Below are 11,109 nucleotides of genomic sequence, written 5' to 3' on the forward strand. Positions count from 1 at the left end.
CGCCAAGGCGCTCGGCGAGGCGTGGGAGCGGCAGAAGCGCATGACGAAGCCCGCCGGGGCGCTCGGCATGCTGGAGATCATCTCCGCCCAGCTCTCCGGGCTCTCGCGAATGTGCCCTCCCCCGAAGCTCGCGCCGCGGCAGCGGTCGACCCGGGCCCGGCGCAGCGGGTCCGGGTCGTGCCGGGTCCGAGTCCGGTGCGGACCGGACCCGGGTGGCCGTGGCGTCCCCCTACTTCTCCGTCACGCCCGCGGAGTCGAACGTCGCCACCTCGTGCATGGCGCGGGCCGCGCTCTGCACGATGGGCAGGGCCAGCAGCGCGCCCGTGCCCTCGCCGAGCCGCAGGTCGAGGTCGACCAGCGGGCGCAGGCCCAGCTTGTTGAGGGCGGCCACGTGGCCCGGCTCCGCGCTGCGGTGGCCCGCGATGCAGGCCGCCAGGGACTCGGGCGCGATCGCCCGGGCCACCAGGGCCGCCGCACCCGTCGAGACGCCGTCGAGGACGACCGGCGTACGCAGCGAGGCCGCGCCGAGGATCAGGCCGACCAGTGCCGCGTGCTCCAGGCCGCCGATCGCCGACAGGACCCCGATCGGGTCCGCCGGGTCCGGCTTGTGGAGGTCGAGCGCACGGCGGACCACGTCCACCTTCCGCGCGTGCATCTCGTCGTTGATGCCGGTGCCGCGACCGGTGACCTCGACCGGGTCGACGCCGGTGTAGACCGAGATCAGGGCGGCGGACGCGGTGGTGTTCGCGATGCCCATCTCACCGGTGAGCAGGGCCTTGTTGCCGGCCGCCACCAGGTCCCGGGCCGTCTCGATGCCCACCTCGATCGCCGCGAGCACCTCCTCGCGGGTCATCGCGAGCCCGGTCGTGAAGTCGCCGGTGCCGGTGCGGACCTTGCGGGGCAGCAGCCCCGGCGTCGCCGGCAGGTCGGTGGCGACACCGACGTCGACGACGCAGACCTCGGCGCCGACCTGGTTGGCGAAGGCGTTGCAGACCGCTCCGCCGCCGAGGAAGTTCGCGACCATCTGGCCGGTCACCTCCTGGGGCCAGGCGGTGACGCCCTGGGCGTGCACTCCGTGGTCTCCGGCGAAGATCGCGACGGCCGCGGGCTCGGGGATCGGGGGCGGGCACATTCGCGAGAGCCCGGAGAGCTGGGCGGAGATGATCTCCAGCATGCCGAGCGCCCCGGCGGGCTTCGTCATGCGCTTCTGCCGCTCCCACGCCTCGCCGAGCGCCTTGGCGTCGAGCGGGCGGATGTTGGAGATCGTTTCCTGGAGCAGGTCGTGCGGCTCCTCGCCGGGCAGGGCGCGGCGGCCGTACGTCTCCTCGTGGACGACCCAGGACAGCGGCCGGCGCTTGGACCAGCCCGCCTGCATGAGCTCGGGCTCCTCCGGGAACTCGTCGACGTAGCCCACGCAGAGGTAGGCGACGACCTCCAGGTGCTCGGGCAGGCCGAGGGCGCGCACCATCTCGCGCTCGTCGAAGAAGCTGACCCAGCCGACGCCGAGGCCCTCGGCGCGGGCGGCGAGCCAGAGGTTCTCGACGGCCAGGGCCGAGGAGTACGGCGCCATCTGCGGCTGCGTGTAGCGGCCGAGGGTGTGGCGGCCGCCGCGGGTGGGGTCCGCGGTCACGACGATGTTGACGGGAGTGTCGAGGATGGCCTCGATCTTCAGTTCCTTGAACTGCTTCGCCCGGGCCTTCGGCAGCGAGTTGGCGTAGGCCTCGCGCTGGCGCTGGGCGAGCTCGTGCATGCTCCGGCGGGTCTCCGCGGAGCGGATGACGACGAAGTCCCAGGGCTGCGAGTGGCCGACGCTGGGGGCCGTGTGGGCGGCCTCCAGGACGCGGAGCAGCACCTCGTGCGGGATCGGGTCGGAGCGGAAGCCGTTGCGGATGTCGCGGCGCTCGCGCATCACGCGGAGCACGGCCTCGCGCTCGGCGTCGTCGTATCCGGGCGCGGGGGCACCGACGGGCGCGGCCTCCGCCGTCTCGGCGCCGGCGTCGGACACCGGAGCCTCGACCGGCTCGACCTGCTCGGCCGGCGCCGCCTGCTCGGCCTCGGCGGCCGGCGTCTCGGCGGTCACCACGACGGGCTCGGGCTCGGCCTCGGGCTCGGCGAGGGGCTCCGCCTCGTCCCGCGCCGGCTCCGCCTGCTCGACCTCGGCGGCCGGCTCCGCGGGGGCCTCGGACTCGACGACCGCGGGGGCCGGCTCGGGCGTCGCGGCGGGGGCCTCGGGCTGCGCCGGGATCTCGGCGCTCTCGGCCGGGGCCTCGGGCTGCGCGGTGTCCTCGACGACGGGGACCGCCTCGACGACCGCCTCGACGACGTCCCCGGCCGGCGCCTCGGGCTCCGGGTGGACGTCGGTCGTGGCCGGCGCGTCGGCTTCGGCGGCGGGCGCGTCCGCGACGACGGCCTCGGCCGGGGCCGCCGGAACGGCGGTGGTGGGGCCGCCGTCGCGCGGGGCGGGAACGGCCGCCGGGGTGTCGGTGACGGCCGCCTCCGCCGCGGCGGGCGCCTCGGCGGCGACGGGCTGCTGCTCCGCCGACGGCTCGGCGGCCTGGACCTGCTCCGCCGGCGTCCCGGGCCCGGGGGCCTCCGCCACCGGCTCCGCGGCGGCCTCGGCCACCGGGGTCGGCGCGAGGTGCGGGGCGGTCGGCAGGGAGCCCTCGACCTGGACGAACTGGCCGACCGTTTCTGCGGCGACGGGCCGCTGCGGCTGCCGGGCCACGGGTTCCTGGGGCTGCGCGTCCCACGGCACCGCGCCCTGCGGCGCGGACTGCTCCTGGCTGTCCTGCGGGACGTCGAGGTACTCGGGACCCGTGGTGGGCGGACCCTGCACACGGGTGGGAACCGGACCGGTCGCGGTGGCGGCGACCGGGGCCGCGACGGGTGCGGGCACGGACGCGGCGGGACCGCGGTCGGCCAGCGAGCGCACGACGCCGCCGGTGCTCTCCGGGGCGATCGGGCCCAGGTGCAGCGGCCGGCGCGCGGGCGGCGGTGTCACGGACGCGGCGAGCGGCGGGACTCGGACGCCGCCGAGGTCCACCGAGCCGGAATCGCGGCCGGCGGCCTCGTGGGCGCCGGTGTCCAGGATCCCGGGCTCGTAGCCGTGGTCGGTGACGACCTGCTCCTGCGGCGCCGCGGGGACGCCGTGGGCGGGGGTGGAGGGGCCGGCGTCGGCCACCGGCACGCCGTGGGCGGGAGTGGACAGGACCGGCTCGCCCGTCGGGATCCCGTGGGCGGGGGTCGAGAGGTGACCGGCGGGCACACCGTGCGGCGGGGTCCCCGGGGACGCCTGCGCGACCTGGCCCATCGGGGCCTGGGCGGCGGCCAGCGCGTCGGCGAGCGGGCCCGCCAGCGGGTCGGTGAGCGGGTCGACCATGGGCGGTACCTGTCCGGGAACCATGCCCTGCACCGGCGCGGGGGCGTGCACGGCGACCGGCGGCGCGGGCACGACGCCCGGCTGGTGCTCGCTCCACGCGCCCTGGGCGCCCGGCATCAGAAGAAGGTCGTCGTCCTCGGCTGCGTTCTCGGAGGGGTCCAGGTAGGTGTACGCGCCCGGAGCGGGGATGCCCGGCTGCTCGACCATGCCTGCGTTCTCCGGCAGCCCCTCGCCCGGGACCTGGCCGGTGTCCGTCATGCGTACCCCTCGCCCATCGGTTGTGCTCCTTCAGACCTTCGCCCGTCAACAAGAACGAGCGTGCGCGCCGTGCGGCACGTATGACGCGCGGGCACCCCAAGCATTGTCGCGGCCTTCCGCCATCGTGGCAGGCCGATCCGCCTCGGTGCGCTGTGGACTGCGCCACGTCGCGCGTCCCCCCGCTGCTCCGCACCACATCAGCGACCGAATGCGGTCACTACTTCCCGACATTGACGAACAAAACGCCGAACGTCCCGGTGCGGTACAACAATCGGCCAGCCTACCTGGCCCTGCGAGGCCGTTCGGTCACGGGGCGCGGTCGATCCTGCGGCCGCTGAGCAGGAACACCACGGAGCGTTCGCGTTCGGTCCAGACCTCGGGGTCGAGCCCGACGGTCTGGAGCAGGACGCACTCGACGTCGTATCCGCCGGCCCCCAGTGCCGCGCCCACCGCCTCGGCCTCGTCCCGGGTGGAGGCGTGGACGACGATGCGCTCGGGCCGCCGGGCGGTGCAGGCCGTGACGACGGGGACCGAGCCGCCGCCGATCCGTACGACATCGGGTTCGGGGAGCCGTTCGAGGACGTGCGGGGCGCGGCCGGGCACGGTCTGCAGCCGGACGCCGGCCCGCTGGGCCGCGGCCTCGGTCCGCGCGCAGGCGGCTGGGTCGGCGTCGACGGCGATGACGGCGGCGCCGAAGCGGGCGGCGTCGACGGCGAAGGCGCCGCCGCCGCAGCCGATGTCCCAGACCAGGTCGCCGACCCGGGGGCCGAGGCGGGCCAGCTGGGCGGCGCGCAGCGCGGGGCCGTCGCCCCGGCCGGGGTCGTCCTCCTCCACGGGCAGCGCCCAGCCGCGTTCGGCGGGCGTCTCGTGACCCATGAGCCAGCCGCCGCCCTGGCCGCCGGTGGTGGTGCCGCCGATGACGATGACGACGTTCGGGTCGCGCCAGACGTGGTCGGCGGCCTTGTCGGAGGTGAGGACGGTGACCTGTTCGCGGTCGGTGCCGAGCGCCTCGCAGATGACGAAGGTGCGGTGGACGCCGTCGAGGAGGAGGGCGAGTTCCGCGGGGCCCGCTCCGGGGGACGTCAGGACGGCGACCTTGGGATGGGCGCGGCAGACGTTGACGGCCCGGCGCAGGTCCCGCTGGTGGGCGACGACGATCCGGGCGTCGTCCCAGGGCATGCCGGCGCGGGCGAAGGCGGCGGCGACGGAGGAGACGGCGGGGACGACCTCGACCTCCAGGCCGTGCTCAGGGGCGCGCAGGGTGCGGACGACGCCGAAGAAGCCGGGGTCGCCGTCGGCCAGGACCACCGCGGTGCCGCGGTGACCCGCGATCCGGCGGGCGGCGAGGTCGACGCTGCCGAGGCGGATGCGCTCCGCGCCGGGCGGCACCTCGGGCAGGGTGAGGTGGTGGCCCGCTCCGGCCACCAGTGTGGCGGCGGAGAGCGCGGACCGGGCCGCCGCGGTGAGGGGCGAACCGTCCCAGCCGATCACCGTGACCCGATCGGCCATCGTCGCGTGTCTCCTGAGGTATGTCGTTGCAGGTCGGGGGCGTGCAGAGCGTACCTCGGCGGGTCGCTCGCGGGGTCGGCGGGGGACGGGGCCGGCGCGGGTTCGCGGGTGCGTCGGGATCCGTCGGAGCGGCGTCCGGGAGAGGCCGTGCCGCGGGTCAGCTCCAGTCGGTGTAGGAGGAGTATCCGGCCTCGGCCATCTGGTCGGCCACCCCTTCGAGGTCCTCGGGCAGCAGGCTCCAGACGATGAGGTCGGTCCGCGTGTCGGTCCATTCCCCGGACTCGGTCTGCGTACGCGCTATCCACGCGTTGCGCAGGACGCCCTCGCTGATGCAGCCGATCTTCTGCGCCACCTGCTGGGCCGCGGTGTTGTCGGCGGGGGTGCGCAGTTCCATGCGCTCGAACTTCCGGTCGCGGAAGAGCCATTGCGCGACGGCGAGCACGGATTCGGTGGCGTAGCCCTCACCGCGGGCCCACGGCGCGGTCACGTAGGACACCTCGGTGGCGAGGGTGCGCCAGTGGGTGCCGCGCAACCGGACGGTGCCCACGAGGCGTTGGGTGAGGAACTCGGTGACGGCCAGCACGATGCCGCGGCCCTCGGCGCGTTCCGCAGGAKCGMTCCTGCGGACCCAGTCCTCGGCGTGGGAGCGGGTGTAAGGGTGTGTCACCGAGGTCCAGGCGGTGACGAGTTCGTCGTTCATCATCTCCACGAAGGCGGGGATGTCGGCCTCTTCGTACGGGCGCAGCACCAACCGATCCGTGTTGATGGAGATGTCCGGAAAGGTGGTAGTCATGCTCAGCTCCATGCCGTGGACCGTCCGAATCGACCGTGAACGCACAGCATGCAGCATGCATCGCCGTCGCGCATGGCCGGGGCCACCGCGCGACGGGTGCGACGAAGGCCCCGCGCACCGGACGGGATGCGGGGGCCTTCGTCACAAGAACTGTACTGCGGGCCTTACTTGGCGACGGCGCCGAAGGCCGGGATGACCGCACCGTTCTTGTAGGTGTCCTCGATGTACTTCTTCACCTCGGGCGAGTTCAGGAGCTTGGCGAGCTTCTGCACGCGGGCGTCCTTCTCGTTGCCCTCCTTCACGGCGAGGAAGTTGGCGTAGGGGTTGCCCTCCGCCTTCTCCAGGACCAGGGAGTCGGTGGCCGGGTTGAGCTTGGCCTCGATGGCGTAGTTGCCGTTGACGACCGCGGCGTCCACGTCGTTCAGGGCGCGGGGCACGGTGGCGGCCTCCAGCTCCTTGAACTCCAGGCCCTTCTTGTCCGTGATGTCGGACAGCTTGCCGTTCGAACCGACGCCGTCCTTCAGGGTGATGAGCCCGTTGTCGGCGAGCAGCTTGAGCGCGCGGCCGCCGTTGGTGGTGTCGTTCGGGACGGCGATCGTCTGGCCGGCCTTGATGTCCTTGAGGTCCTTGACCTTCTTGGAGTACAGGCCGAGCGGCTCCAGGTGGACGTTGACCACCGGGACGATGTGGGTCTTGTTCTTCGCGTTGAAGTCGTCGAGGTACGGCTTGTGCTGGAAGAAGTTGGCGTCGACCTGGCCGGACTCGGTGGCGGTGTTCGGCAGGACGTAGTCCGTGAACTCCTTCACCTCCAGCTTCAGGCCCTCCTTCGCGGCGAGCTTGTCCTTGACGAAGTTGAGGATGTCGGCGTGGGGCGTCGGGGACGCGGCGACGACGAGCGGCTTCGAGGCGTCGCCGGAGCCGGCCGCGTCCTTGGAGGAGGACGGGTCGGACGAGGTGCCGCAGGCGGTGAGACCCAGGGCGACGGCGGCGGTGGCGGCGAAACCGGCGGTGAGCTTGATGTTCTTGCGCACGAAGAGTGCCTCTTTCCGGTGGTGCGGTGGACGCCTGGACAACAAGTCCGGGCTGCTGTTCTTCGAAGGACGAAGTCTGTGGGGTTACGCGGTGCGTCCGCGGCGGGCGAGAAGCCGGACGGCCAGGTCGCCGATGAGCTGGACGACGGTCACGATCGCGATCAGGACGACGACGGTGACCAGCATGAACTGGGTGTCGAAGCGCTGGTATCCGTAGGTGATGGCCTTGGATCCGAGCCCTTCGCCGCCGACCGCGCCGGCCATCGCGGAGTAGCCGACGAGGACGATCACGGTGGTGGTGACGCCGGAGACCAGCGAGGGCAGTGCCTGCGGGAGCAGCACCTTGCGGATGATCGTGGGCACGGAGCCGCCCATGGACTGGACGGCCTCTACCAGCCCGTGGTCGACCTCGCGCACGGACGTCTCGACCAGGCGCGCGAAGAAGGGGATGGCGCCGATGGCGAGCGGGACGATCATGGCGGTGGGGCCGATGAAGGTGCCGACCACGAACGTGGTGAACGGGATCAGCGCGATCAGCAGGATGATGAACGGCAGCGAGCGGCCTATGTTCACGATCACGCCGACGACCTTGTTGACCACGGTGTTCTGCAGCAGGCCGCCCTTGTCCGTGAGGACGAGGAGGATGCCGAGCGGCAGGCCGCCGGCGACGGTGACCGCCGTGGCCCACAGGACCATGTAGAGGGTGTCGACGGTGCCCTGCTCCAGCAGGGGCTGCATCTCGGACCAGGTCACTTGGCACCTTCCTTGACGAGGGTCTGGGCGGGGAGGACGGAGGGCGCGGACACGATGTCCTCGTCGACGACGTCGACCTGGAGGCCCTGCTCGCGCAGGAAGCCGACGGGGACGACGTTCTCCTCGTACCGTCCGGGGAGCTCGATCCGCATCCGGCCGATCTGCCGGCCGCCGACCGTGTCCATCGCCGCCCCGAGGATCGAGATGTCGATGTTGTAGGTCCGGGACAGCTGGGAGATCACGGGCTGGGTGGCGGCCTCGCCGTGGAAGGTGACGTCGATGACCGTGCGGTCGGGGCCGGTGGCGGCGCCGCTGACCGGGAACAGTTCGGCCGCGAGCTGCGAGCCGGGGGTGGCGAGCAGTTCGCTGACGGTGCCGGACTCGACGATCCGGCCCTTCTGCATGAGTGCGGCCGAGTCGCAGATCGACTTGACGACGTCCATCTCGTGCGTGATGAGGAGGACGGTCAGGCCGAGCTGGCGGTTGAGGTCGCGCAGCAGCTGGAGGATGGAGCGGGTGGTCTCCGGGTCGAGCGCGCTGGTCGCCTCGTCGGAGAGCAGCACCTTGGGCTCGCCGGCCAGGGCGCGGGCGATGCCGACGCGCTGCTTCTGGCCTCCGGAGAGCTGGCCGGGGTACGCCTTGGCCTTGTCGGCGAGGCCGACGAGGTCGAGCAGTTCCAGGGCGCGGCGGCCGCGCTCGGCGCCGGGGACGCCGAGGATCTCCAGCGGCAGCTCGATGTTGTCCTTGACCGTGCGCGAGGACAGCAGGTTGAAGTGCTGGAAGACCATCCCGATGCTGCTGCGCGCCCGGCGCAGGTCCTTGCCGGCGCGGCGGCCGCGGGCGGCGAGGGCGGTGAGGTCGACGCCGTCGACCGTCACGGTGCCGGAGGTGGGGCGCTCCAGGAGGTTGACGCAGCGGATGAGCGAGGACTTGCCGGCGCCGCTCTGGCCGATCACGCCGAACACCTCGCCCTCACGGACGTGGAGGTCGACGCCGTCCAGAGCGGTGACCTGGCGGCCTCGCGACTCGTAGACCTTGGTCAGGCCCGAAGTGGTGATCACAGGGGTTTCCGTCACTGTCGAGTGCGCGGCGCGGGGTCCGCCGGGCACGGGGCATCGTCATTCGGACAGTCAGGCGCAGATCGGCTGGTTCGGTGGGTCACCGTGAGCAGCGCGTGCGCGGGGCAGGCACGGTCCGACACCGGGCGGTGTACGGATCGGCTCGGCCGTCAGGGTCTCGCTTCGGGGCGCGGGACTCGGGCGGGGGCCCTCAGAAGGCGCACATTCGACACATACAACGAGCACCGGGCGTCGTGATCGCCTCGGTCGCAAGGGTGCGGCTGCTCGTCGTGGTCATGGCTGCAAGTAAAGCACGCACCTGACAGGGTCGAACGGGACTGTCCGAATAGCGGACATGGCTGAGACAGTATGCGGACAGGCGGGTGTCGGCCGCCCTTCCGTCGCCGCCCCCCGCTCCCCCGTGTGCGGCCTGCGCCGACGCGGCCGCGGGGCGGGTGGACACACGGGGTGGGGCGCCCGGCCGTGGGCGCGGGTCTGTGGTCAAGGCCACGGCCGGCCGGCGCGGCGGCCGCGGCGCGGCCGCCGGGACCGGAGGGGCTTGCCGGGGTACGGCCCCGCTGCCCCCCGGAGCCCGGACACCGCGGGCCGTAGGTCCGGTGGACGGGCCCGCTCCGAGTCGGCTCCGGGCCGTGCTCCGGGTCGGTGGGGGCGCGCGCACCGGGCCTTTCGGCCCGTAATACCCTCGGGCGCATGCTTGACGTCCTGACGGTCGCGGTCTCGGTGGCCGCGCTCGCCCTCGCCGCCTGGTGCGGCTTCGCCTTCACCCGGGACCAGCCGACCAAGGACTGGCACTTCATCGGCATGGCCGTGGTGACCGTGCTCGCCCTGGTCCAGCTGGTCGTCGGCATCGTGCAGCTGACGCGCGGGGGGACGGCCGAGGAGGGCACGACGATCTTCATCGCGTACCTGCTGGGCGCCCTGTGCGCGGTGCCCGCGGCCGGTTTCATGTCGCTGGCGGAGCGGAGCCGGTGGGGCTCGGCGACCGTCGCGGCCGGCGCCGTCGTGCTGGCCGTGCTCGAAGTGCGTCTCTACGACATCTGGACGGTGGGCTGAGATGACCGCGACGGACGAGGGCACCGGCCGCGCGCCCCGCACCCGGCTGGTGCAGGGCCCCGGGATGCTGCTGGTCTGGCTGTACGGCGTGATGTCGGTCGGCGCGGTCTCGCGCTCGATCTACCAGATCGCGACCGAGTTCGACCGGGCCCCGCTGGCGTACGGCCTGTCGGCGGTGGCGGCCGTCGTCTACGCCTTCATCACCTACACCCTGGTGCGGGGCGGGGAGACCGCCCGCAGGGCGGCGCTGCTGTGCTGCGCCGCCGAGCTGGTGGGCGTGCTGACCGTCGGGACCTGGACGCTGGTCGATCCGTCGGCGTTTCCGGACGCCACCGTCTGGTCGGACTACGGGTACGGCTACATCTTCATCCCGGTGCTGCTGCCGGTGACCGGGATCTGGTGGCTGCGTCGCTCGCGCGAGACCGCCTGACCGGGGGTACGACCCCGGGTGCCGACCCGCGCCCCTCACGGCGCGGGTCGCCCCTTCTCCGGCGGTTCCGGGGGCGAGGATTCAGGCGGCCTTCTCCAGGGTCACGAGCGTGAGCCGCGGGCCGACCTGCTTCGTGGACACCTGCTCGTAGCCCCGGCTGCGGTAGAGCCGGAGGTTGCCGTCGCTGCGGTGGCCGGTGAAGAGGCGGAAGCGCTTGGCGGTCGGGGCCGGGTCCTGGGCGAAGTGCCCCTCGATGGCGTCGAGCAGGCGGCCGCCGAGGCCGTGGCGGCGCATCCGGGGATGGACGATCAGCTTGGCGATCCGTACCGTGCCGGCCTCGTCGACCCGCCCGCGTACGGAGGCCACCACCTCGTCCCCGAGGCGCGCCACGAGAGCGTGGCCCTCGGCGATCTCGGCCTTGAGCGAGTCCAGGGACTGGGTGAGCGGCTCGATCGAGTAGTCCCCGTAGAGCTCGGCTTCGCTCTGGTAACACAGGTACTGCAGCTTGAGTATGTGCTCCGCGTCCTGCGCGTCCGCCGCTGAGATGGTCACGCTCATGCCCATGTGCGCATGCCTCCCGCTCACCTGTCCGCCGATCGGTCTACCGCACCCTTCCCCGCGGGTGGGGAGCGGGAACCTCTGCCGCGAGCATTCTGCGCAGGCATCCCAGGCAACGGGAACGCATCGGCCCCAGACTGCCCTGTGAGATACCCAACTCCCCTGCGATTTCCCGGTAGGTGGGGTCGGCGGGGTCGAGCATCGCGGCCAGCAGGCGGGGGCAGCGGCCCGGGGTGCGGCGGACGGCGGCGCGCACGACGCGACGG

General features: G+C 73.1%; 9 protein-coding genes and 2 pseudogenes. 3 read left to right on the top strand and 8 right to left on the bottom strand.

Annotated elements, in window-relative coordinates; all coding sequences use genetic code 11:
- Window positions 1-124, top strand: a pseudogene (locus EAO71_RS39935) (nicotinate-nucleotide--dimethylbenzimidazole phosphoribosyltransferase); the annotation flags it as partial.
- Window positions 125-229: 105 nt separating this feature from the next.
- Here EAO71_RS39935 and cobT read toward each other — a convergent pair.
- From cobT to EAO71_RS08520, 6 genes are all read right to left on the bottom strand, one after another.
- Window positions 230-3,637: a nicotinate-nucleotide--dimethylbenzimidazole phosphoribosyltransferase gene (gene cobT / locus EAO71_RS08495; protein WP_147977153.1), complete on the bottom strand. Its 3,408-nt coding sequence runs from the start codon at window positions 3,635-3,637 to the stop codon at window positions 230-232.
- 306 nt (window positions 3,638-3,943) lie between these two features.
- The gene (gene cbiE, locus EAO71_RS08500; RefSeq protein ID WP_147977154.1) at window positions 3,944-5,146 is read right to left on the bottom strand and encodes a precorrin-6y C5,15-methyltransferase (decarboxylating) subunit CbiE; all 1,203 of its coding nucleotides are present in this window, start codon (window positions 5,144-5,146) and stop codon (window positions 3,944-3,946) included.
- 157 nt (window positions 5,147-5,303) lie between these two features.
- On the bottom strand, window positions 5,304-5,939 hold the full coding sequence (locus EAO71_RS08505) for a GNAT family N-acetyltransferase (RefSeq protein WP_261992059.1): 636 nt from the start codon (window positions 5,937-5,939) through the stop codon (window positions 5,304-5,306).
- Between the two features lie 164 nt (window positions 5,940-6,103).
- Window positions 6,104-6,970 carry a MetQ/NlpA family ABC transporter substrate-binding protein gene (locus EAO71_RS08510; protein WP_147977156.1) on the bottom strand — a complete coding sequence of 289 codons (867 nt, stop codon included), beginning with the start codon at window positions 6,968-6,970 and terminating at the stop codon, window positions 6,104-6,106.
- An 84-nt stretch (window positions 6,971-7,054) separates the two neighbouring features.
- A complete protein-coding gene (locus EAO71_RS08515) occupies window positions 7,055-7,723 on the bottom strand; it encodes a methionine ABC transporter permease (protein ID WP_147977157.1) in 669 nt (222 codons plus the stop codon).
- A complete protein-coding gene (locus EAO71_RS08520) occupies window positions 7,720-8,784 on the bottom strand; it encodes a methionine ABC transporter ATP-binding protein (protein ID WP_261992060.1) in 1,065 nt (354 codons plus the stop codon). Before EAO71_RS08520 ends, EAO71_RS08515 begins: the two co-directional genes overlap by 4 nt.
- A gap of 708 nt (window positions 8,785-9,492) precedes the next feature.
- Between EAO71_RS08520 and EAO71_RS08525 the strand changes: the two genes are divergently transcribed.
- On the top strand, window positions 9,493-9,855 hold the full coding sequence (locus EAO71_RS08525) for a hypothetical protein (RefSeq protein WP_147977159.1): 363 nt from the start codon (window positions 9,493-9,495) through the stop codon (window positions 9,853-9,855).
- A gap of 1 nt (window position 9,856) precedes the next feature.
- Complete coding sequence (locus tag EAO71_RS08530) at window positions 9,857-10,285, top strand: hypothetical protein (RefSeq protein ID WP_147977160.1); 429 nt, start codon at window positions 9,857-9,859, stop codon at window positions 10,283-10,285.
- Between the two features lie 81 nt (window positions 10,286-10,366).
- Here EAO71_RS08530 and EAO71_RS08535 read toward each other — a convergent pair whose 3' ends face one another.
- Both EAO71_RS08535 and EAO71_RS38650 read right to left on the bottom strand, forming a co-directional pair.
- Window positions 10,367-10,849, bottom strand: coding sequence for a GNAT family N-acetyltransferase (locus EAO71_RS08535; RefSeq protein WP_147977161.1), 483 nt, complete (start codon window positions 10,847-10,849; stop codon window positions 10,367-10,369).
- Between the two features lie 37 nt (window positions 10,850-10,886).
- Window positions 10,887-11,109 (bottom strand): annotated as a pseudogene (locus tag EAO71_RS38650) (sigma-70 family RNA polymerase sigma factor); the annotation flags it as partial.

Origin of the sequence: Streptomyces sp. MS191 (assembly GCF_008042125.1) — a bacterium.
Classification (GTDB): Bacteria; Actinomycetota; Actinomycetes; order Streptomycetales; family Streptomycetaceae; genus Streptomyces.

Bases quoted from the DNA above. Each gene is read 5' to 3' on its own strand.
- EAO71_RS08535 (WP_147977161.1), bottom strand. From the start codon at position 10,849: ATGGGCATGAGCGTGACCATCTCAGCGGCGGACGCGCAGGACGCGGAG.
- cobT (WP_147977153.1), bottom strand. From the start codon at position 3,637: ATGACGGACACCGGCCAGGTCCCGGGCGAGGGGCTGCCGGAGAACGCA.
- EAO71_RS08530 (WP_147977160.1), top strand. From the start codon at position 9,857: ATGACCGCGACGGACGAGGGCACCGGCCGCGCGCCCCGCACCCGGCTG.
- cbiE (WP_147977154.1), bottom strand. From the start codon at position 5,146: ATGGCCGATCGGGTCACGGTGATCGGCTGGGACGGTTCGCCCCTCACC.
- EAO71_RS08525 (WP_147977159.1), top strand. From the start codon at position 9,493: ATGCTTGACGTCCTGACGGTCGCGGTCTCGGTGGCCGCGCTCGCCCTC.